Genomic DNA, 20673 nt, shown 5'->3' on the forward strand with positions numbered 1-20673 from the left:
TCAGTCCTTCTAAAGTCAGACCAGCGTATCCGGACCAGCCTTGGCGCGCGCGGCGCCGCCACTGCCGCCGCCCAAACGCCCCACCAGTCCACGCAGCTTGTCCATCACGCTTTGTGGCTGTGGCGTTGGCGGCGCGACCACCGGCGGTTTCGCTTGCAGCACCTTCTGCAAGGCGAACAGGCTTTGCGGACGGTCCAACGGTTCGAGCTGTAAACACCAGCGCACCAGCTGCACCAGCTCTGGCGAGTACTGGCCTTCCAGTTTTTCAAAGTGCCCGGCCATCTTGTCCTCGATCTTGCGCTGGTCGGCAGGCTGCGGCGGCGAGCCGACCATGCAGGCGAACATGGAGGCGCCAATACTGTAGATATCGGTCCACGGTCCCATGCCGGTCTTGGCGTACAGCTCGGGCGGCGCGAAGCCGGGCGTGTACATCGGCGTCAGCGTCGGCATGTCGGTGTTGATGGTCTGGCGCGCGGCGCCGAAGTCCAGCAGCATCGGCGTGCCGTCGGTGCGCAGGTAGATGTTGGCGGGCTTGAGGTCGAGGTGTAGCAGCTTGTTGGCGTGGACTTCACGCAGGCCTTTCACCGCTTGCGTGAAGATAGTGCGGATAAAAAGTTCACCTACTTTAACTCCCTTGCCGCGCTGGCGCTGGATATACTCCTGCAGCGAATGGCCGGACTCGTAGGCCATAACCATATAAACCGTTTCGTGCGCACGGAAGAAATTGAGCACGCTTACAACATTCGGATGCGAGATGCGGGCCAGCGCCCGGCCTTCCTCGAAAAAGCACTTGAGCCCAATGCGGAACACGGCAAGATTGGCTTTGGAGACGGCCGGCACCAGCTCGCCGTCCTGCCGCAGTGCCAAAGAACTAGGCAAATATTCCTTGATTGCGACCGCCACGCCCTCGGTATCGTAGGCAAGGTAAACAATACTGAACCCACCGGACGCAATTTTCTTTACAATGCGATATCCAGCAATTTCCAGACCATCCGGTAGGGGGGCGTTGTTTTGTGCAGCCATAGGGTTCCTCGCCTCGACATCCCGGATTGTGTGGATAAATCACTGTTTTGTAAAGATTAAATCGGGGATATCCATTGAGCATTTCCAGCATGACGGGCTACGCGGTCGCCACCAGTGAAAGTGCGGCGGGAACTTTGACCATTGAAATCAAGAGTGTGAACTCACGGTTTTTGGACTTGCAGTTCCGAATAAACGACGATTTGCGTGCGCTTGAACCCGATTTACGCGCGGCGATCATGGCCGCCATCACCCGCGGCAAAGTCGAACTGCGACTGAGTTTTGGCCGCAAAGCCGCCACCACAGGTACGCAGGCGCTGAATCTGCCCCTATTAACCGAATTACAACGCTTGCAGAGCGAAGTCGCTGGCTTGTTCGCCGGTGTGCAAACGATGTCAGTAGCTGAACTACTGCGCTGGCCGGGCGTGATCGAAGAAGCGCAAATCGGCCAGGAGTCGCTGCAGGCTGACGTGGCCACCCTCACCGCGCGCACCGTGGAAGCGTTCGTGCACAGTCGTCAGCGCGAAGGCGCGGCGCTGGAAGCCATGCTGGTGTCGCGGATTGAAGCGATGGAAGGCATCGTCAAGCGCATCACGCCGCTGATTCCGCAAGTAGTGGCAGCGTTCCAGCAAAAGGCAGTGGAACGCATGCAGGATGCGCTGGGCCTGGCTTGCCAAGGCTCGAATTCGGCGCTGTCGCGCCAGGATGCGCTGGAGCGGATACGCCAGGAAGTGATTTTGTACGGCATCCGTATCGACGTGGCGGAAGAACTGGGCCGCCTGTCGGCGCACCTGACCGAGACGCGCCACATCCTGAAAAAAGGCGGCCAGGTCGGCAAGCGCCTGGACTTCATGATGCAGGAGCTGAACCGCGAAGCCAACACCCTCGGCGCCAAAGCCTCGGTGAAGGAACTGGCCGACGCTTCGATGGAGCTGAAACTGCTGATCGAACAGATGCGGGAACAGGTTCAGAACCTCGAATAAAACAAAGGAGCTCCGGCTCCTTTTTTTTACGCCCAGATTATTCACTCATATGAATAAAGCTTTTGCGATTAGCGGATTTATCCAACAATGATGTAGCGCTACAGTGGTGTCACTCCAACTTCTTTTTGAAAGCGACATCATGAAAAACGCCAGCCAATTACTGACCGCCTACCTCGATAATATTCAGGACCCTGCCGTCGCTGCGGCCTTGTTTGCCGATGACGGCGTACTGGAACTGCCTTCGCTGTCTTCGCTGGGCATCAACGCCCGCGCTGTAGGTCCCGCCGCCATCGCAGCCTTCATCGGCGGCCTGCTAAAAAACGTGCCCGAGTTCCGCTTTCACAACGTGCAGCTGTTGATCGAAACCGCAGACCAGGCCTTCGGCGAATACAGCGTCGAAGCCAAAGTCCTCTCGACCGGCAAGCTCTACAAACAAACCTACGCCGGCCGCTTGGTCGCCAAAGACGGCAAAATCCAACTCCTGCGCGAAGCCCTCGACACCTACGCCGCGTCCCAAGCCTTCACCCCTGACTGACCCGCTTGCTTGATGTACCTCGTTGCCTGTAGTAGCTTAGAACTACAGCCAAACGAGGTGCCATCATGACGAGCACAACTCTGTCCTCCCGGGAATTTAATCAGCAGTTCAATAAACCAGCCAAAGCCGTCATCAACGGCCCAGTGTTCGTGACAGAGCAGGGCCAAACGAGTTACGTACTCCTGAATTTTAAGGACTACCAACGTCTTATTCGAGAGCACAGCAATATGGCCGAGCTACTTTCCGTGCCAGAATTGGCTGCTAACATTGACTTCGATCCGCCACGTTCAGCAGAAATAGCGCGGGGAGCAGATTTGTCATGACATATCTGCTCGACACCAATATCGTATCTGAGTTGAGGAAGGCCGCAGGCAAGGCACATCCCAATGTCGTTCGTTGGAAACTCAGCGTCGATGCCAGTCCACAGCACCTGTCGGCGATTACTATTCACGAGTTAGAGCTCGGCATCTTACTGCTGGCACGACGCAACGCAGTCGGTGGTGACTCGTTGCGCTACTGGCTTCAAAATCAAATACTAATCTCATATGCCGGTCGAATTATCCCTGTTGACACAGCCATTGCGCAGCAAAGCGCCGCGCTGCATGTCGATCAAAGCCGTCCTTGGGCAGATGCTTTGATCGCCGCGACAGCGCTTGTCCACGATTTGACTGTGGTTACTCGCAACGTGAGTGACTTTGAATCGACTGGTGTACCCGCGCTCAATCCTTGGTTACACTAGTTGGTTCAGCTTGAGGATTTGTACGTCGGCTTTGCCGCCGACGGATTTGAGGAGTTCCTGGAAGTGCGGCGTGGCTTCGTGTTCGGCCAGCGCGGCTTCGTCGCGCCAGGCTTCGAGCATGATGAAGCTGGCGTGGTTGCCCAGGTCGATGTGCAGATCGTAGCGGATGCAGCCGGCTTCGGCGCGGCTTGGCGGCACGATGCGCTCCAACGCTTCACGCACCAGCACTTCGTGGCCTTCTTTGGCAGTGATGGTGGCGACGATGATCAGGTCTTTCATGGCATATCCTGTGTGGAATTAAACCCCGATACTATCAGGACACAGGATATGCCGCAGGCGGTCAGTTGACCGCTACCAGTTCGATCTCGAAGATCAAGGTGGCGTTGCCCGGAATGCTGGAGAAGCCCGAGGCGCCATAGCCCAACGACGGCGGAATGGTGACGACGCGCTTGCCGCCCACCTTCATGCCAAGCACACCGCTGTTAAAACCAGAGATCACTTGCAACGGATTGGCGTTCACCACAAAGCTGAACAGGCTGCCAGTGCCGACATTGCTGTCGAACTTGGTGCCGCGCAGATCGCTGCGGCTGCCATCAAACAGATAGCCGGTGTAACGCACGGAAGCCGTTTTGCCGGTGGCTGCCTCGGCGCCGGTGCCGATCACTTGGTCTTCAATCTTGAGCGCGGTCGGTGGTTGCACACCTGCCGCTGGAGAGGAAGTCGAGCTGTCGCCGCCACCGCCGCCGCAAGCCACCAGTGCGACCGCGCACACGGCGGCTGCAATCATTTGAAACGTAGATTTCATAATCTCCTTGTTGGATGTTTTATTTGAATAACGGGGCCGCAGTGTAGCAGATCAATCCCGTGTAGACTGAGGCATCAATACCCATAGGAGATGGAAGATGGCGCAGATTAGAGTCGGCATCGGCGGTTGGGACTTCGCACCGTGGCGCGAGACGTTTTATCCGAAAGACGTGCCGGTTAAAAAGCAGCTTGAATATGCCAGCTCACAACTGACCAGCATCGAAATCAACGGCACCTTCTACCGCACCGCCAAGCCCGAACACTTCGCCAGCTGGGCCGCCAAAACGCCCGACGATTTCGTCTTCTCCGTGAAAGCCACACGCTACGCCACCAACCGCAAGGTGCTGGCCGAAGCTGGCGAATCAATCGAGCGTTTCATGGATAGCGGCCTCACCGAACTGGGCGACAAACTCGGCCCCATCCTGTGGCAGCTGGCGAACACCAAGCAATTCGACCCCGACGACCTGGAAGCCTTCTTCAAACTGCTGCCCGCCAAACTCGGCACACGCAAACTGCAGCACGTGCTGGACGCCCGCCACGACAGCTTCCTGAGCGACGACTACCTCAAGCTGGCGCGCAAATACAAGGTCGCCACCGTCATCACCGATTCACCGAAATATCCCAATTTCACCGAGCTCACTGGCGAATTCACCTACGCCCGCCTGATGAACGCGCAAAGTGATGTCGAAACCGGCTACACCAAGCCAGCCTTGAAGAAATGGGTCGCGCAAGCACAGCAGTGGCAGCAGCAAAGCAAGTCCGGCAAGGCCTACATCTACTTCATCAACGGCGCCAAGGAGCGCGCGCCTGCCGCAGCGCAGCATTTCCTCTCCTTGTTGTAAATTGAACTCCCGCCGTTGCTCTTGGTAAAATACATCTTTGGGCGACGGAAAATATCGCCCGCTGACGTTTTTGAAAGATCAACCATGAGCTCAACCAACGCCTTCTCGGGCAGCCTGTTCGTTGTCGCTGCGCCGTCCGGCGCCGGCAAGTCCACGCTGGTCAACGCGCTGCTGGCCCAGGAACCGACCATCAAGCTGTCGATTTCCACCACCACCCGCGCGCCGCGTCCGGGCGAAACCCACGGCAAGGAATACTACTTCACCACGGCGGAAGATTTCGTCGCACGCACCAAACAGGGCGAGTTCCTGGAGTGGGCGGAAGTACACGGCAACTACTACGGTACCTCGCGCCTGATGGTGGAAGACCAGATGAAATCCGGCACCGACGTGCTGCTGGAAATCGACTGGCAAGGCGCCCGCCAGGTCAAGAAACTGTTCCCGCAAGCGGCCGGCATTTTCATCCTGCCGCCATCCATCGCAGCGCTGGAAGAACGCCTGTACAAACGTGCGACGGATGAGCCGCACGTGATCACCAAGCGCCTGCTGGCGGCGGGCGGCGAAATCGCCCACGCCCCCGAGTTCGAGTATGCTATTATCAACGAAGAATTCGACGTAGCGCTGTCGGAACTGACAGCGATCGTCCGAGCGGCCCGTTGCCGGTTTGCGCAACAAGCGGCGCGCAGCGCCTCGCTCTTTGCCCAACTGGGCATCCACGCTGAATAAATAAATACACAAGATTTTAGGAGTTATAGATGGCCCGCATTACGATTGAAGATTGTCTGAAGAGCATACCTAACCGTTTCCAGCTGACCCTGGCCGCAACCTACCGCGCACGTCAGCTGTTGCAAGGCCACACCCCTAAGGTGGAAGCCAAGGATAAACCTACCGTTGTCGCCCTGCGTGAAATCGCTGCCGGCAAAGTCGGTCTGGAAATGTTGAAAAAAGTCCCAATGTAAGTTGGGACCGCGTTCCCGAACAATGTGAATGATGCGGTATAGTAGTAGTGAAACATTCTCATCGAGACGGAACGCGAACGTATGAATCTGATTCCTGCAGATCCTACTCTGAGTGACAAGCCTGCCAAGGCGAAAAAGCCGGCCAGCAAGCCGGCTAAAGTCATGTCCGGGCCTGCAGCCAGCGATAGCACTGAAGCTCTGTCCGCACCACCTGCCTCCCCTCCTGCTCCACCTGTGATTTCTTCGTCGCCTCTGGCCACGCCTCCTGCCCTGACGGCCGGTGTTGCGTCGGTGTCTCATCTGTCTGAAAAACTGGCTGAATACATGAACGCTGCCGACCTCAAAAAGGTCAAGGAAGCGTATCGCTTTTCGGACGAAATGCACCTTGGGCAACTGCGCAAGTCGGGCGAGCCTTACATCTCGCATCCGATTGCCGTGGCCGAAATCTGCGCCGATTGGAAGCTGGACGCGCAAGCCATCATGGCCGCGCTGCTGCATGATGTGATGGAAGACCAGGACGTCAAGAAGGAAGAGCTGATCGAGCGCTTTGGCGCTCCGGTAGCGAATCTGGTGGATGGTCTGTCCAAGCTGGAAAAAATCGAGTTCCAAAGCCAGATCGAAGCGCAAGCGGAAAACTTCCGCAAGATGCTGCTGGCCATGGCCTCGGACGTGCGCGTGATCCTGATCAAGCTGGCCGACCGCCTGCACAATATGCGCACCATGGATGTGATGAAGCCGGCCGCCAAGGCCCGCATCTCCAAAGAGACCATGGAAGTGTATGTGCCGATTGCACACCGTCTCGGCCTGAACAATATCTACCGCGAATTGCAGGACCTGTCGTTCGCCCACCTGTTCCCGCTGCGCTATCGCACGCTGGGCAAGGCCGTGAAGGCGGCGCGCGGCAATCGCCGTGAGGTGGTCAAGAAGATCCTGGAGTCGGTGAAAAACACGCTGTCGATGGCGAATATCGAGGCCGAGGTGTATGGCCGCGAGAAGACGCTGTACGGCATCTACAAGAAAATGCGTAGCAAGCACCTGTCGTTCTCGCAGGTGCTGGACGTGTACGGCTTCCGCGTGGTGGTCGACAGCTTCCCGAATTGCTACGTGGCGCTGGGCACCCTGCACTCGCTGTATAAGCCGATGCCGGGCAAGTTCAAGGATTACATTGCGATCCGCAAGCTGAATGGCTACCAGTCGCTGCACACCACGCTGATTGGTCCATACGGCACGCCGGTCGAGTTCCAGATCCGCACCCAGGAAATGCATCGCACTGCCGAATCGGGCGTGGCGGCGCACTGGCTGTACAAGAATGGCGAAGCGAATATGTCGGACTTGCAGCAGCGTACCCACGCGTGGCTGCAATCGCTGTTGGATATCCAGCAGCAGACTGGCGACTCGGCTGAGTTCCTGGAACACGTCAAGGTCGACTTGTTCCCCGATTCGGTCTACGTGTTCACGCCGAAATCGAAAATCATCGCGCTGCCGCGCGGAGCGACGCCGATTGACTTTGCGTATGCCATCCACACTGGCATTGGCGATCATACGGTGTCGGTCACGATTAATAATGAGCCGGCGTCGCTGCGCACTGAGCTGCGTAATGGCGATATCGTTGAGATTGTGACGGATTCGGCTTCGCGGCCTAGCCCGAGCTGGCTGTCGTTTGTGCGCACGGGTAAAGCGCGCTCGGCGATTCGCCACCACCTGCGCACGATTAATCTGCCGGAGTCGATTGCGCTGGGCGACCAGCTGCTGTCGCAGGCACTGACGTCGCTCGGCGTGCCCCCGGAGCTGGAAGATCATCTGGTCGAGCGCCTGCTGAAGGAATCGAGCGCCAAATCGCTGGACGAGCTGTATGCCGATATCGGCGTCGGCAAGCGCATGGCGGCGCTGGTGGCGCGGCATATCTTTGGCTTGCGCGGCGGCGAGTCGGCTAGCGCGCCGATTGATCACAATAGCGCGGCTGAACTGGACCCGGTCACTATTTGCGGTAGCGAAGGTGTGTCGGTGCAGCTGGCGCCGTGCTGTTTGCCGATCCCGGGTGATTCGATTATTGGCCAGCTGCGCCGTGATCAGGGTCTGCTGGTGCACACGGCCGACTGCCAGCTAGCCAAGCGCCAGAAGACCAAGGAACCGGACCGCTGGATCGCCGTCAAGTGGGGCACGGAACTGAACCGCCGTTTCGACAGCCGCATCAAGCTGCTGATCAACAACGAGAAAGGTATCTTGGCGCGCGTGGCGGCGGAGATTGGCGAATCGGATGCCAACATCACCTTCGTCGGCATGGACGAGGACAAAGAACACGTGCTGCACCAGTTGCGCTTCACCATCCAGGTGAAGGACCGTGTGCATCTGGCAGGCCTGCTGCGCAATGTGCGCCGCGTGGCAGGCGTCAACCGCATCCTGCGCGAGCGCAGTTAACCCGCACTGCCACGCGGGGTCTGACCCCGTACGGGGTCAGACCCCTAAGTGGTAACGCGTGCGTATCGCTAAGGTCGTGGGTTGGATGCGCCCCACCCCTTATCCCCTAACATCCCATTCCCATTCGCTGCGGCACGAATTTCTGCAATCTGCATAGGGGTGAGGGTTTCCTGAAATAGTCTCAAATACGCCTGCCGCCGCTCGTTGTCATTCATTCCCAGACGCCGGTACACCGAATGCGGCGTCAGCAACGCATCATGCCTTCCCTCCGCATTTGAACGGTAGCTTGACCACTTATAGTTCCCCGGGAATCGCACCATCCCAGCCCTCACCGGGTTCATTTCAATATACCGCTGGCAGGCCAGCAAATACCCCTCCGTCTGCACCAGACAACTCTTATACCGCCCATCCCACGGCGACCCCGTCGTCTGATGCCGATGATTGAAGTACTGCGCATACTTCTGCGTCACACCTTTCATCATCGCAGCTAGTTGCCTGGCATCCTCCACGCTCACCAGCAAATGCACATGATTACTCATCAGCACATAGGCATGCACCTCGCACCGCGCAATCACCGTCTCCTCATGCAACCACTGTCGAAACTCAACAAAATCATCATCAACAAAAAAGCACCTCTGCCTGTCATGCCCGCGCTGAATCACATGCAACGGAACTGCCGGCAATACCAAACGTGAATGTCGAGGCATGGCATCTCTCCCAAAGTGTCTCGCCAAATTAGCAAGCCTGTGGGAGCCTGGTTCTGACCCAGCTCAATAAGGGCTGTACCAGTACGCCTTGTTGGATAGCGGGGTTTGCGGAGAGAGCAGCGGGTTATCGACACGGAAAATGCGGCGCTTGCGCAGGCCGGCTTTGTCGATCAGGCCGTCGTAGAATTCGTGGAATAGATGGTCGAAGCGGCCATCTGCAATCAGCTGCTGCATGCCGTATTCCAGCCGCTGCGCCAATCGCTTTTGTCCGCCGCCCAAAAAGAAGTAGCGCGGCGATGGGACGTACAGCGCGAAGCTGCGCTCCACGCTCAAGGTCGGAAAGTTGGGCACATAGGCGGCCTGCTCGTAAATCGCCTCGTCTATCGCGCGTGGAAAATACTGGAAACGCCCCGCCGCCAGCATGCTATGCAGACCGGCCGAAGTCGCTCCCTCCACCACCTTGAAGCCAGCCTGTTTGTAGGTCGCAGTCAAACTCCACTGCCGCCCCGTGCCCAGCGTGAAAGTCCTCAGTTGCTCCAGCGAGCGCACGGTACTGAATAAATCCTGGTTGCGGCCGTCGATCAGCGCGATGCGGTAGCACGATATCCCTTTGTCGATCGGGATGCGGATCGGGATCAGCTTTTGCTCCCACTCCTGCGACGTCACCTGCCCGCTCAGGTTGACCAGCTCGCCCTTGAGCATTTCCTGCAGCAGCCGGTCGCGCTCCATGCGCAGCGGCGCCACGCGGAATTCATACGCACCGTATTTGGCGCTCGACGCTTCGAGTGCAGCCGTCACCAGCCGCAAGGTATGGCTGTCGCTGAAACTCGATTTGCTCGAGCTCATGTCGAGCACATAGGTATCGAGCGCCCACGCCGCATCCTGCCAGCCCAGCAGCGCCAGCAAGCCGCATGCAAACTTAATCGGCGACTGGCGCAGGATAACGCACCTCCAGGATGTCCAGTTCTTCCACGCCGTTGGGCGCTTGGAAGGTGATGGTGTCGCCCTCCCTCGCCTTGGTCAGCGCCCGCGCCACCGGCGCCACCCAGCTGATCTTGCCGTTCAGCGGATCCAGCTCATCAATGCCGACGATGGTGATGGTGCGCTCCTCGCCATGCTGGTTGCTATAAGTAACGGTGGCGCCAAAAAACACCTGGTCGCTGCCATGGTGCACGCTCGGATCGACAATGGCAGCCGAGTCCATGCGCTTGGTCAGGAAGCGGATGCGGCGATCGATTTCGCGCAGGCGGCGCTTGCCGTAGATGTAGTCGCCGTTTTCCGAGCGGTCGCCGTTGGACGCAGCCCAGTGCACGATGCGCACCACTTCCGGCCGGTCGACATCGATCAGCTGCAGCAGCTCATCCTTGATGCGCTGGTAGCCTTCGGGACGGATGTAATTCTTGGAGCCAGCCGGAATCGCCAACGCCAGCGCGGCGGCTTCGTCGTCCTCGTCTCCCTCTGCTTCTTTGACAAATGCTTTATTCATGCCGCTTATTGTAATGGCTTTCACGTATCATAGATGCCATGAATGCAGCCGTCCCCATCCCCAGCGACAGCCAGTCCCTGTTAGCCGAACTGGAGCAGGTGCGTGCGCGCTTTGCCGCCATCGTTTCCAACACGCCAGGACTGGTGTACCAGTTCGTGCTGCACGCCGATGGCGCGGTCAGCTTCCCCTACCTGAGCGACGGCTGCCAGGCCTTGCTGGGCCTGACCGCTGCCGACCTGCACGCCCATCCGCAGCGCTTCCTTGAGTTGATCCTCGAAGACGACCGCCCGTCCTACCGCGACGCCATGCACGCCTCGGCGACCGCGCTGTGGAGCTGGAACTGGGAAGGCCGTATCTGGGTCGATGCGTGGAAGGACGTCAAGTGGATCAACCTGCGCTGCACGCCGCATGCGCTGCCGGACGGCGCGGTGCGCTGGGACGGCATCATGACCAATATCACGGACAGCAAAGTGGAGCAGGAGGAAGTGCGGCGTTCGCGCACTCGCCTGGCCGAGCTGACTGCCCACACCGACCGCGTCAAGGAACAGGAGCGCACCCGCATCGCCCGTGAAATCCACGATGAGCTGGGCGGCAACCTGACTGCCATCAAGATGGCGGTGGCCATGCTGGCGGCGCGGCTGGACGGCGCCGATCCGGCGCTGCAGGAGAAAACCGATTACGTCGATGCGCTGGTCGACCGCACCATCGAAGCCATCCACCGCATTTCGCTGGACTTGCGCCCGGCGCTGCTGGACCTCGGGCTGGTGGCGGCGCTGGAGTGGCAGGTCAAGGAGTTCGACAAGCAAACCGGCATCCACAGCAGCTTCAGCACCAACCACCGCGACATCGGCCTCGACAACGACCAGGCCACCGCCCTGTTCCGCATCGCGCAAGAAGCGCTGACCAATATCGCCAAGCACGCGCACGCCAGCAAGGTGACCGTCAAGCTGGCGCGGCTGCGCCATCACGTCAGCCTGAAAATCGCCGACAACGGCAGCGGCATCCGCCAGGCCGACCGCGCCAAACCCGACTCTTTCGGCCTGCGCGGCATGGCCGAACGGGCCCGCGCATTGGGCGGCACGTTGACGCTAAGCCACGCCAATGGCGGCGGCACGGTGGTTGCCATCAAAATAAAGCGCGATACGGTACGCGATAGCCTCATCGCTGCCGCCGCTGGCGCTACAATAGCGGAAGAAAACATTTCCACGACGAAATAATGTGTAGGGATTCATGACAGAAAAAGCCATCATCAAGGTCTTCATCGCGGATGACCACGCCATTGTGCGAGAAGGCTTGAAGCAGATTCTGGCGGAGACGCGCGACATCGTGGTCGCGGGCGAAGCCGAAAACGGACTGGACGCTATCAAACTGTTCCGCAAGTCCGAGTGCCAGGTGATGTTGCTCGATATCTCGCTGCCGGACCGTAACGGCATCGAAGTGCTCAAGCAAATCAAGAAGGAAAAGCCGGAGCTGGCAGTGCTGATGCTGTCCATGCACCGCGAGGACCAGTACGCCATCCGCGCGCTGAAAGCGGGTGCGGCTGGCTATCTCACCAAGCAAAGCGCACCGAAGGAGCTGGTGACAGCGATCCGCCAGGTGGCGGGCAACCTGAAGTACATCAGCGCCGCCCTGGCGCAGGAACTGGCCAACCACGTCAACGACGACCACGAGGCGCCGCTGCACGAAACCCTGTCCGACCGCGAGTACCAGACCCTGACCATGATCGCCTCCGGCAAGACGGTGGGCGTGATCGCCAAGGAGCTGTCGCTGTCGGTCAAGACGGTAAGCGAGTACCGGGCCCGCCTTTTGGTTAAAATGAAACTGAAAAATAGTGCGGAACTGACGCACTACGCGATTAAAAACCAGCTCATTGAATGAGCAAAGGTTAAGATAGTCATACTCAGATGAAAGCCACCTTCCCGCCGCTTATCGAAGTATTGCTTGGGAGACAGCAGGCTTATCATTGCCATAATTGGTAATTCCTGAAGAGGCCCGCGCGTCACTATGTCCAGCAAACCTAACACTCCCGAGCAAAATCCGGCCGACATTGCACGCGAAGCGTTCCGACGCCTGGCGGTGCGCCGTATCGCGCCGACGCCGGAAGCTTATCGCGATATTTATAACGAAATTGCCGGCGTCGTCGCCGAACCGGCCGCCGCTGCCCCGGCACCGCTAGGCAGCGCCGATCCCGGCCCGGAATCGGTACTCAGCCAGTTTGCCAACCGCATGACCGAAAACACCGGCGACCTCGCCGAGTTCGGCCGTCGCTTCAACCGCGCTGTCAAGTCGCGCGACTGGGACGGCTATGCGCGCGCCTTGTCGCAGCTGGTGGAAAAGCACATGGTGGTGCCGAAAAAAGGCATCGAAGTGGCCGGCATGCCGGGCGAGGAAAACGAACAGACCCGCAGCCTGCGCGACCTGCTGAGCCGCACCCTGACCTTTGCCGTGGCCTCGCTGCTGGCCGGCGCGCCGGTGCTGGCAGCCGAAGCCGAATCGCTGGGCGCTGCCACCAAGCTGGCCCACAGCGAGGAAGCGCTGGCCGAGATCGCCGTGCGCCTGAAGCAGCTGTGCTACCAGATCGAAGTACGCGGCGGCGACAGCGGCGAGCAGCAAGAGCTGCTGCTGCGCCTGTTCAAGCTGCTGCTGGAAAACGTCAGCGAGCTGCTGGACGACGACAGCTGGCTGCGCGGCCAGATCGAGGCGGTGCAAAACCTGATCGCCGGCCCGCTCGACGTCCGTGCGCTGGAAGAGGCTACCCGCAGCCTGAAGGAAGTCATTTACAAGCAGGGCCAGCTCAAGCACAGCCTGTCGGACGTCAAGCTCACCGTCAAGAATATGATGATGACCTTTATCGACCGCCTCGGCCAAGTGGCGGCCTCGACCGGCGACTTCCATGAGAAAATCGGCGGCTACTCGGAAAAGATCAGCAAGGCCGACAATATCTCCGAACTCAACAGCATCCTCGACGAGGTGCTGAAAGAAACCCGCCTGGTGCAGAGCGAAGCGCTCAAGGCGCGCGACAAGATGATGCTGGCCAAGCAGGAAGTGCAGGATGCCGAAGCGCGCATCCACACCCTGGAAGCCAAACTGCAGCACTTGAGCGAACTGGTGCGCGAAGACCAGCTGACCGGCAGCCTGAACCGCCGCGGCCTGGACGATGTGTTCGAACGCGAAACCGCGCGCTCCGACCGCCGCGGCACGCCGCTGTGCATTGCCGTGCTGGACCTGGACGACTTCAAAAAGCTCAACGACACCTACGGCCACATCGCCGGCGACGCCGCACTCAAGCATTTGGTGAAAATCGTCAAGGACACGCTGCGCTCGATGGACGTGATCGCCCGTTTCGGCGGCGAGGAATTCCTGATCCTGATGCCGGAAACCACGGTTGAAGCCGCCGCCTCCACCATGACCCGCCTGCAGCGCGAGCTGACCAAGCACTTCTTCCTGCACGATAACGAGAAGGTGCTGATCACCTTCTCGGCCGGCGTGGCCCTGCGCCGCCCAAATGAGGAACAAACCGAGCTGGTCAAGCGCGCCGACAAGGCCATGTACACTGCCAAGCAGACGGGCAAGAACCGGGTGGTGGTGGCCGACTAAGCCCCTGCTCCCTCTCAACACAGTGCCCGGCCCCTGCGCCGGGCATTTTTTTTGCCCATGTCACTGCAATAAATAAATTTATTTTTACCCTAAAGTTTCATTTTTAAACGTCGTTTAGACGCTCATGCATAGCGAACTTTAGCCCTGAAGGCAAAAATTTTCCTGCCTTTTCTCCCTAAACTTTCCATGCGGGAACCCGTTACAGGGAATAACTGCGGTTTGATTGCTTCGGAACACGGAAGCAGACCAAGGTGATCTGAGGCACCCGGCCCACAATAAGTCGTACCAGTTTGGAGAAACATCATGGCACAAGTCATTAACACTAATATTGCTTCGCTGAATTCGCAACGTAATCTGACCTCCTCGCAAGCATCGCTGCAGACCTCCATGCAACGCCTGTCGTCCGGTCTGCGCATCAACAGCGCAAAAGACGACGCTGCAGGTCTGGCGATTTCGGAGCGTTTCACGTCGCAAATTCGCGGCAATACCACGGCTGCGCGTAACGCCAACGACGGTATCTCGCTGGCTCAAACGGCCGAGGGTGGCTTGAGCACCGCCGGCGATCTGCTGCAGCGTATCCGCGAACTGGCAGTTCAGTCCGCTAACGGCACCAACTCCGATTCCGACCGTAAATCGATCCAGAACGAGGTATCGGCCCTGTCCAGCGAGTTGAACCGTGTGGCCACCACCACCCAGTTCAACGGCCAGAACGTGCTGGACGGCTCACTGACCGCGTCGCAGTTCCAGGTCGGCGCCAACTCCGGCCAGACCATCAACGTCGGCATCCAGTCGGCGAAAGCGACCGACATCGGCAACAACACGCTGAACTCGGTGCTGGATGGCACCGCCGCCAACTCGGCGTCGTCGACCACCGGTACCGGCCTCAACGCCATCACCGCGCAGAACCTGACCTTCACCTCGGGTACCGGCACCACCACCAACGTCAAAGTCGATGCCAACGAAAGCGCCAAGAAAATTGCCGCCAGCGTCAACGCGCTGTCCAATTCGAGCGGCGTGACCGCCACCGCCGTCACCACCGCCACCATTACCGGCACCGGCACCAATGCCATCGCCGACGGCTCCTTCCAGTTCCAGCTGCGCGGCGACAACTCGGTGGAATCGGACGCTAACTCGACCGCCGTCACCATCTCGGCCCAAGTCAAGGGCGGCGACCTGTCGGGTCTGGCCCAGGCGATCAACGCCCAAGTCGGCACCACTGGCATCAGCGCCTCTGTGGTGACCAACACGACCTCCGGCTTCAAGGAAGTCAAGCTGACCAACGCGTCGGGTGCGGATATCAGCATCGTCAACACCAACACCGCCACCAACGACCAGCTGGCAACCTCGCAACTGCGCGGCGCCGACAAGCCTGCCAGTGGCGCCACGGCGGCCGTCAGCGGCAACGTGACCACCTTCGCTGCTGGCGTCGCTACCGGCGGCGTCGCTTCGGTGGTCGGCGGTGGCCTGTCGTTCTCGTCGGACAGCGGCTTCACCCTGAAGTCCGATACCGGCACCGACATCGTCAACGTTTCGGCCGGCTCGGATCTGCAATCGGTGGCCAAGCTGGACGTGTCGACCGTGGACGGTTCGAATGCAGCACTGAAATCCATCGACTCGGCCCTGAACCAGATCAACAGCAACCGTGCAGCACTGGGTGCGATCCAGAACCGTTTCGCGTCGACGATTTCGAACCTGAACACCACGACCGAAAACTTGTCCGCATCGCGTAGCCGTATTCAAGATACCGACTTCGCAACGGAAACCGCCAACATGACCCGTGGCCAGATCCTGCAACAGGCTGGTACCGCGATCCTGGCGCAAGCTAACTCGTTGCCAAACGGCGTGCTGTCGCTGCTGCGTGGCTAAAATCCGGGGATAAGACGGCGCCGCAAACGCCGCCTTCAACTGGTTCCCCGGCTGATTTCATCAGTCGGGGATTTTTCGTAAAGGAAGCATCATGACTATCGATAGCATAGGCTCTGTGTCTACCGCCCGTACCGCCGACCGCAGCCCGGTCAGTTCCGACGCCGCCGTGGCGCAGGGCGCGGCACGCGCACCGGCCACCGCAGTCGAAACGGCCAACGCCGTCAAGGCCAACGCTGCCGTTCCGACACTGGACCAGGTCAACGAAGCCGTGTCGCAGCTCAACAAGTCGGCCCAGGCCAACTCGCAGGGGCTGGAGTTCTCGGTGGACACCGACACCAAGCGTACCGTGGTGAAAGTGATCGACCAGAGTACCAAGGAAGTCCTGCGCCAGATTCCGTCGCCGGAAGCGCTGGAAATTGCCAAATCGCTGGAATCGAAATCCAGCACCGGTCTGCTGATCTCGCAAACCGCCTGAAGCGGCCGCGCCTCGTGCGCGCCGCTTTTTTCTCTTCTGTGGCATCCTGACTCCGGGAGCGCCGCCCTGCCTCGCTTGCCACTACCCGGCCGTGCCGCTGCCTGTTTTTTCAGCTTTGCCTGAACTGGCGGGTTTTCTCCCCTCTCAAGTCCGGTTTGATTCTGCCGATATTGTCTTATATTATTGCTTTACATAGGAGTACAACGTGGGCATCTCTTCTCCCGGCATCGGCTCAGGCATCGACGTCAATACCATCGTCAGCAAACTGATGGCGGTGGAGTCTGCACCACTGGCAGATTACGACAAGAAGTCAGCCAGCTACCTGGCGCAGGTCTCCGCCTTCGGCAACCTGTCGAGCGCGCTGGGCACGTTCCAGTCCTCGCTCTCGAGCCTGACCTCGGTCAACAGCTTCCAGTCGCTGCTGAGCACCCCCAGCGACACCAGCGTGATGACTGCCACCGCTTCCAGCACGGCCCAGCCCGGCAGCTACCGGGTCAACATCACCCAGCTGGCGCAGGCGCAAACGCTGGCCTCGGGCGGCTACAAGAGCACCACCTCGGCCGTCGGCCTGGGTAACAAAACCACGATTAACTTCTCGCTCGGCACCGTCAGCGGCGGCACCTTCGGCATCACCGGCACCCAGCTGGGCGCCAGCCTGAGCTCCGGCGGTTTGACGCCGGGCTCGATCACCATCAATAACACCACCATCGCCACCGACGGCACCACCCGCAGCGCGCGCCTGCTGGCCGACGCCATCAACGCCAAAAGCACCACCACCGGCGTCTCGGCCAAGCCCTCGGCCACCGTGTCCAGCGCCACCTTGTTTGGCAGCAGCGGCGCCTCGACCTTTGGCAGCGTCGACACCAGCGGCGGCGGCACCTATTCGCTGACGGTCGGCGGTGTGGAAATTGCGGCCCAAGCCACCGGCGTGGCCGGCGGCAGCGGCGTCTCCGCTGCGTCCATTGATGCGGCGCTGACTGGCAATACCGCCGTCGCGCGCGCGCTGGCCGACGCCAATATCACCGTCACTGGCACCGCTGCCGATGGCACGCTGCAATTCACCAATCCGGACGGCAGCAATATCGCCATCGCGGAAAACGTCACCGGCAGCGTCACCGGCGGTATCGGCAACAGCGGCGCCGCCAACATTGGTTCCAGCACCACCGCAGTCGGCTCGATCACGCTGGTGGCAGCCGATGGCAGCCCGATCAGCGTGGGCGGCACCAACCCGGCCGGCGCCGGCTTTACCGCCGGCGTGGGCGGCGCTTACCTGGGCGCCGGCTTTACCGCCGACGCCAGCCGCACCAGCGGCAACATCGTGATCGACAGCTCGAACAATACGCTGCAGGGCATCATGGATGCCATCAACAAGGGCAACTTCGGGGTCACCGCCAGCATCGTGTCGGACGGTTCGTCCGGCACCGGCGCCACCCCGAACCACCTGATCCTGACCTCCAGCGCCACCGGCCAGAGTTCGACCATGAAGATCACGCTGGCCGGCTCCAGCGGCAACCCGCCCGACCCCGACCTGGTCTCGCTGCTGGCCTACGATCCGTCCGGCACCCAGAATCTGAGCCAGAAGGCCTCGGCGCTGGACACGCAAGCGACCGTCAACGGCATTGCTGTAACCAGCTCCAGCACCAGCATCAGCGGCGCGATTGCCGGCGTCAGCATCAGCGCGCTCAAGACCGGCACCTCGACCCTGAGCGTGGCCAAGGACAGCAGCTCGCTGACCACCTCGGTCAACACCTTCGTCAAGGCCTACAACGACCTGAACAGCCAGATCGTCCAGCTCAGCGCCTACAATGCCGACTCCAAGACCGGTGGTCCGCTGCTGGGCGACTCCACCGTGCGCAACCTGCAAGCATCGGTGCGGCGCCAGATGAGCTCTTCAATTACCGGACTGCAGGGCACCAGCCTGACCAACTTGTCGCAAATCGGCGTCTCGTTCCAGAAGGACGGCTCGCTGACACTGGACAATGCCAAGCTGCAAAGCGCGATCAACAACAAGTTCAACGATATTGCCGGCCTGTTCGCGGCGGTTGGCCGCGGCACTGACCCGGACGTCAAGTTTGCCAGTTCGACCACCAAGACCCAGGCCGGCGAATACGCCATCAACATCAGCCAGCTGGCGACCCAAGGCGTGTTGCAAGGCACCACGCCACTGCCGGCCGAAACCACCATCGATGCCGACACTACCTGGACCGTCACGCTGAATGACACCGTGCCATCCAATATCAACAACACCGCCACCATCACCCTGCCGGCGGGCACCTACAACCCGTCGCAGATGGCAACGCTGCTGCAATCGTCGATCAACGGCGTCAGCGCGTTTTCCAACAACGGCGCCACGGTGACCGCCACGATAGGCGATGATGGCACGCTGAAGCTGGCCTCGACGCGCTATGGCTCCAAGTCGAATATTCACATCATCAGCACCGGCGGCACCGACCTGTCCACCGTGTTCGGCAGCGGCGCCCCGGTCGACGGCAAGGACGTGGCTGGCACCATCGGCGGCTACACCGCCACCGGCGACGGCCAGACCCTGACCGGCGCGCCTGGCGCCCCAGTCGATGGCTTGAAGCTGACGATCGCCGGCGACACCACCGGTTCGCGCGGCAGCTTCGGCTTCTCGCAGGGTTATGCCTACCAGCTCAACACGCTAGCGGCCGGCTACCTCGGCAGCAGCGGCGCGATTGCCAGCCGCACCACCGGCTTGAACAACAGCGTCAAGGATGTGCAAAAGCAGCGCGACGCCTTCAGCTCACGCCTGACCGACATCGAAGCGCGTTACCGCGCGCAATACTCGGCGCTCGACACCTCGATCGCCAGCATGAATACCACCGCGTCGTTCTTGACGCAGCAGTTTGCGGCTTTGTCCAAAGCCTGACCGCAAACGATTAAACAGGAGATAAAGTATGTTCGGATCTCGACAAACTGGTGTCAACGCCTATGCCAAAGTTGGCATGGAAACCGGCGTGGTTGCCGCCAGTCCCCACAAGCTGATCGTGATGCTGTTCGACGGCGCGCTGGTCGCGCTCAGCAGCGCCCTGACCGGCATGCGCGCCGGCAATATCGGCGAGAAGGGCAAGTCCATTTCCAAGGCCATCATGATCATCGACAGCGGCCTGCGCGCCGCACTCGACAAGAAAGCCGGCGGCGAAATCGCCGAAGGCCTGGATGCGTTGTACGAATACATGAGCGCACGCCTGCTGACGGCCAACCTCAACAACGATCCCAGCATCATCGAAGAAGTGCAGCGTTTGCTGACCGAGTTGCGCGACGCCTGGAACGCGATCGCCGACACCCCTGCCGCTACCGGCATTCAACCCACTAACAACCTCGCGAGCGCCTGATTTATGATGACGATTCAAGATGTTTTATCCGTGTACGCCGCGATGGCCGACCTGACCGAGCAGATGGTGCAAGCCGCCAGCCGCAGCGACTGGGACGCCCTGGTCTTGCTGGAGCAGCGTTGCGCGGCCCACGTGCAGGCGCTGCGCGAGCAGGAAGCACAGCAACCCATGACGGGCGCCGAGCGCGAACGGAAAATCGACCTGATACGCCAGATGCTCAACGCCGACCGCCAGATCCGCGACCTGACCATGCCGTGGATGGCGCAATTGTCCAAACTGATCAACTCCACCGGCACTGAGCGGCGCGTCGTCACCGCCTACGGTAGCGTCTAAAGCAGGCGCGCGCCATGTTGCCGCGCCTGGACGCCGCCATCGTCACGCCGGTTAGTTCGGCGGATGGGGCCGGTGCTGTCGCCGCCATTGGCGATGGCCGCCAGGCGGCCTTCCAGCGCGCGCTGCAAAGCTTGGTCGGACAGACTGTGCCGGCCGAGGTCATGTCCAAACTGCAGGACGGTAGCTACCTGGTCAAGGTAGCCGAAAACGCCGTGCGCATGATGCTGCCGGGCGATACCCAAGTCGGTAGCCAGGTGCCGCTGACCGTGCTCAGCGCCCAGCCGCGCCCTACTTTCCAGCTCGGGAATAATCCGCCGGGCAGTACCCCGACCGTGCTGTACAGCGAAGCCGGCCTCACCGAGGGCGGCGAGCCCGCCGCCAGCCTGCCGTCGCAAGGTTCCGCAGTGTACGTCCCCGGCAGCGGCAAACCGGCCAGCGGCGCAACCCAAGGCGCACCTGGCACACCTGCTGGCGCCGCCGGTGCGGAAACGGCGGCCGACGCCGATGCCGCTCCCGGCCAGCTCAAACCCGGCTTACCCGGTGCCCCGGCCAGCGG

Annotated in this window: 22 protein-coding genes and 1 pseudogene; 17 read left to right on the plus strand and 6 right to left on the minus strand. The window is 60.4% G+C overall.

What is annotated here, in order from left to right:
- Positions 1-15: 15 nt before the first annotated feature.
- On the minus strand, positions 16-1023 hold the full coding sequence (locus GTP46_RS21560; protein ID WP_161008679.1) for a serine/threonine protein kinase: 1008 nt from the start codon (positions 1021-1023) through the stop codon (positions 16-18).
- Between the two features lie 89 nt (positions 1024-1112).
- On the opposite strand from GTP46_RS21560, the gene GTP46_RS21565 reads away from it, so the two are divergent.
- The 4 genes from GTP46_RS21565 to GTP46_RS21580 all read left to right on the plus strand — a co-directional run bounded on the left by GTP46_RS21565 (position 1113) and on the right by GTP46_RS21580 (position 3277).
- Positions 1113-2003: a YicC/YloC family endoribonuclease gene (locus GTP46_RS21565; protein ID WP_161008710.1), complete on the plus strand. Its 891-nt coding sequence runs from the start codon at positions 1113-1115 to the stop codon at positions 2001-2003.
- A gap of 139 nt (positions 2004-2142) precedes the next feature.
- Positions 2143-2538: a nuclear transport factor 2 family protein gene (locus GTP46_RS21570; RefSeq protein ID WP_161008680.1), complete on the plus strand. Its 396-nt coding sequence runs from the start codon at positions 2143-2145 to the stop codon at positions 2536-2538.
- A gap of 65 nt (positions 2539-2603) precedes the next feature.
- Positions 2604-2861: a type II toxin-antitoxin system Phd/YefM family antitoxin gene (locus GTP46_RS21575; protein ID WP_161008681.1), complete on the plus strand. Its 258-nt coding sequence runs from the start codon at positions 2604-2606 to the stop codon at positions 2859-2861.
- Complete coding sequence (locus GTP46_RS21580; protein WP_161008682.1) at positions 2858-3277, plus strand: type II toxin-antitoxin system VapC family toxin; 420 nt, start codon at positions 2858-2860, stop codon at positions 3275-3277. Before GTP46_RS21575 ends, GTP46_RS21580 begins: the two co-directional genes overlap by 4 nt.
- On the opposite strand, the gene GTP46_RS21585 is transcribed toward GTP46_RS21580, so the two are convergent.
- Entirely contained in the window at positions 3269-3556 is a 288-nt protein-coding gene (locus tag GTP46_RS21585; protein ID WP_161008683.1) for a putative quinol monooxygenase, read from the minus strand. The genes GTP46_RS21580 and GTP46_RS21585 overlap by 9 nt on opposite strands.
- A 61-nt stretch (positions 3557-3617) precedes the next feature.
- On the minus strand, positions 3618-4082 hold the full coding sequence (locus tag GTP46_RS21590; RefSeq protein WP_229259048.1) for an FKBP-type peptidyl-prolyl cis-trans isomerase: 465 nt from the start codon (positions 4080-4082) through the stop codon (positions 3618-3620).
- 97 nt (positions 4083-4179) lie between these two features.
- Here GTP46_RS21590 and GTP46_RS21595 point away from each other — a divergent pair, with 97 nt between their 5' ends.
- The 4 genes from GTP46_RS21595 (at position 4180) to GTP46_RS21610 (ending at position 8297) form a co-directional block, all read left to right on the plus strand.
- Entirely contained in the window at positions 4180-4923 is a 744-nt protein-coding gene (locus GTP46_RS21595; protein WP_161008684.1) for a DUF72 domain-containing protein, read from the plus strand.
- Between the two features lie 84 nt (positions 4924-5007).
- Positions 5008-5646, plus strand: coding sequence for a guanylate kinase (gmk, locus tag GTP46_RS21600; RefSeq protein ID WP_161008685.1), 639 nt, complete (start codon positions 5008-5010; stop codon positions 5644-5646).
- A gap of 29 nt (positions 5647-5675) precedes the next feature.
- Positions 5676-5879, plus strand: coding sequence for a DNA-directed RNA polymerase subunit omega (gene rpoZ, locus GTP46_RS21605; protein ID WP_154359737.1), 204 nt, complete (start codon positions 5676-5678; stop codon positions 5877-5879).
- An 81-nt stretch (positions 5880-5960) separates the two neighbouring features.
- Positions 5961-8297, plus strand: a complete 2337-nt coding sequence (locus tag GTP46_RS21610) for a RelA/SpoT family protein (RefSeq protein WP_161008686.1) — start codon at positions 5961-5963, stop codon at positions 8295-8297.
- Positions 8298-8365: 68 nt separating this feature from the next.
- Here GTP46_RS21610 and GTP46_RS21615 read toward each other — a convergent pair whose 3' ends face one another.
- From GTP46_RS21615 to greB, 3 genes are all read right to left on the minus strand, one after another.
- Positions 8366-9004 carry a transposase gene (locus GTP46_RS21615; RefSeq protein ID WP_161008687.1) on the minus strand — a complete coding sequence of 213 codons (639 nt, stop codon included), beginning with the start codon at positions 9002-9004 and terminating at the stop codon, positions 8366-8368.
- Between the two features lie 63 nt (positions 9005-9067).
- Positions 9068-9910 (minus strand): hypothetical protein, encoded by an 843-nt coding sequence (locus GTP46_RS21620; protein ID WP_161008688.1) that lies wholly within the window; start codon positions 9908-9910, stop codon positions 9068-9070.
- 13 nt (positions 9911-9923) lie between these two features.
- Complete coding sequence (gene greB / locus GTP46_RS21625; protein ID WP_161008689.1) at positions 9924-10490, minus strand: transcription elongation factor GreB; 567 nt, start codon at positions 10488-10490, stop codon at positions 9924-9926.
- Between the two features lie 38 nt (positions 10491-10528).
- Here greB and GTP46_RS21630 point away from each other — a divergent pair, with 38 nt between their 5' ends.
- From GTP46_RS21630 to GTP46_RS21670, 9 genes and pseudogenes are all read left to right on the plus strand, one after another.
- Positions 10529-11707 carry a sensor histidine kinase gene (locus tag GTP46_RS21630; protein ID WP_161008690.1) on the plus strand — a complete coding sequence of 393 codons (1179 nt, stop codon included), beginning with the start codon at positions 10529-10531 and terminating at the stop codon, positions 11705-11707.
- 13 nt (positions 11708-11720) lie between these two features.
- The gene (locus GTP46_RS21635) at positions 11721-12368 is read left to right on the plus strand and encodes a response regulator (RefSeq protein ID WP_161008691.1); all 648 of its coding nucleotides are present in this window, start codon (positions 11721-11723) and stop codon (positions 12366-12368) included.
- Positions 12369-12494: 126 nt separating this feature from the next.
- A complete protein-coding gene (locus GTP46_RS21640; protein WP_161008692.1) occupies positions 12495-14087 on the plus strand; it encodes a GGDEF domain-containing protein in 1593 nt (530 codons plus the stop codon).
- 303 nt (positions 14088-14390) lie between these two features.
- Positions 14391-15953: a flagellin N-terminal helical domain-containing protein gene (locus tag GTP46_RS21645; protein WP_161008693.1), complete on the plus strand. Its 1563-nt coding sequence runs from the start codon at positions 14391-14393 to the stop codon at positions 15951-15953.
- 91 nt (positions 15954-16044) lie between these two features.
- Positions 16045-16428 carry a flagellar protein FlaG gene (locus GTP46_RS21650; protein WP_161008694.1) on the plus strand — a complete coding sequence of 128 codons (384 nt, stop codon included), beginning with the start codon at positions 16045-16047 and terminating at the stop codon, positions 16426-16428.
- Positions 16429-16633: 205 nt separating this feature from the next.
- A complete protein-coding gene (fliD, locus tag GTP46_RS30405; RefSeq protein WP_161008695.1) occupies positions 16634-19318 on the plus strand; it encodes a flagellar filament capping protein FliD in 2685 nt (894 codons plus the stop codon).
- 28 nt (positions 19319-19346) lie between these two features.
- Positions 19347-19784, plus strand: coding sequence for a flagellar export chaperone FliS (gene fliS / locus GTP46_RS21660; RefSeq protein WP_161008696.1), 438 nt, complete (start codon positions 19347-19349; stop codon positions 19782-19784).
- A gap of 3 nt (positions 19785-19787) precedes the next feature.
- Complete coding sequence (locus GTP46_RS21665; protein ID WP_161008697.1) at positions 19788-20117, plus strand: flagellar protein FliT; 330 nt, start codon at positions 19788-19790, stop codon at positions 20115-20117.
- Positions 20118-20131: 14 nt separating this feature from the next.
- Positions 20132-20673 (plus strand): annotated as a pseudogene (locus GTP46_RS21670) (flagellar hook-length control protein FliK); the annotation flags it as partial.

Source organism: Duganella flavida, assembly GCF_009857445.1.
Classification (GTDB): domain Bacteria; phylum Pseudomonadota; class Gammaproteobacteria; order Burkholderiales; family Burkholderiaceae_D; genus Rugamonas; species Rugamonas flavida.

Bases quoted from the DNA above. Each gene is read 5' to 3' on its own strand.
- GTP46_RS21570 (WP_161008680.1), top strand. From the start codon at position 2,143: ATGAAAAACGCCAGCCAATTACTGACCGCCTACCTCGATAATATTCAG.
- fliS (WP_161008696.1), top strand. From the start codon at position 19,347: ATGTTCGGATCTCGACAAACTGGTGTCAACGCCTATGCCAAAGTTGGC.
- GTP46_RS21650 (WP_161008694.1), top strand. From the start codon at position 16,045: ATGACTATCGATAGCATAGGCTCTGTGTCTACCGCCCGTACCGCCGAC.
- GTP46_RS21575 (WP_161008681.1), top strand. From the start codon at position 2,604: ATGACGAGCACAACTCTGTCCTCCCGGGAATTTAATCAGCAGTTCAAT.
- GTP46_RS21590 (WP_229259048.1), bottom strand. From the start codon at position 4,082: ATGAAATCTACGTTTCAAATGATTGCAGCCGCCGTGTGCGCGGTCGCA.
- GTP46_RS21595 (WP_161008684.1), top strand. From the start codon at position 4,180: ATGGCGCAGATTAGAGTCGGCATCGGCGGTTGGGACTTCGCACCGTGG.
- GTP46_RS21565 (WP_161008710.1), top strand. From the start codon at position 1,113: ATGACGGGCTACGCGGTCGCCACCAGTGAAAGTGCGGCGGGAACTTTG.
- rpoZ (WP_154359737.1), top strand. From the start codon at position 5,676: ATGGCCCGCATTACGATTGAAGATTGTCTGAAGAGCATACCTAACCGT.
- GTP46_RS21585 (WP_161008683.1), bottom strand. From the start codon at position 3,556: ATGAAAGACCTGATCATCGTCGCCACCATCACTGCCAAAGAAGGCCAC.
- GTP46_RS21635 (WP_161008691.1), top strand. From the start codon at position 11,721: ATGACAGAAAAAGCCATCATCAAGGTCTTCATCGCGGATGACCACGCC.
- GTP46_RS21615 (WP_161008687.1), bottom strand. From the start codon at position 9,004: ATGCCTCGACATTCACGTTTGGTATTGCCGGCAGTTCCGTTGCATGTG.
- GTP46_RS21610 (WP_161008686.1), top strand. From the start codon at position 5,961: ATGAATCTGATTCCTGCAGATCCTACTCTGAGTGACAAGCCTGCCAAG.
- GTP46_RS21640 (WP_161008692.1), top strand. From the start codon at position 12,495: ATGTCCAGCAAACCTAACACTCCCGAGCAAAATCCGGCCGACATTGCA.
- gmk (WP_161008685.1), top strand. From the start codon at position 5,008: ATGAGCTCAACCAACGCCTTCTCGGGCAGCCTGTTCGTTGTCGCTGCG.
- GTP46_RS21665 (WP_161008697.1), top strand. From the start codon at position 19,788: ATGATGACGATTCAAGATGTTTTATCCGTGTACGCCGCGATGGCCGAC.
- GTP46_RS21645 (WP_161008693.1), top strand. From the start codon at position 14,391: ATGGCACAAGTCATTAACACTAATATTGCTTCGCTGAATTCGCAACGT.
- GTP46_RS21630 (WP_161008690.1), top strand. From the start codon at position 10,529: ATGAATGCAGCCGTCCCCATCCCCAGCGACAGCCAGTCCCTGTTAGCC.
- GTP46_RS21580 (WP_161008682.1), top strand. From the start codon at position 2,858: ATGACATATCTGCTCGACACCAATATCGTATCTGAGTTGAGGAAGGCC.
- GTP46_RS21560 (WP_161008679.1), bottom strand. From the start codon at position 1,023: ATGGCTGCACAAAACAACGCCCCCCTACCGGATGGTCTGGAAATTGCT.
- greB (WP_161008689.1), bottom strand. From the start codon at position 10,490: ATGAATAAAGCATTTGTCAAAGAAGCAGAGGGAGACGAGGACGACGAA.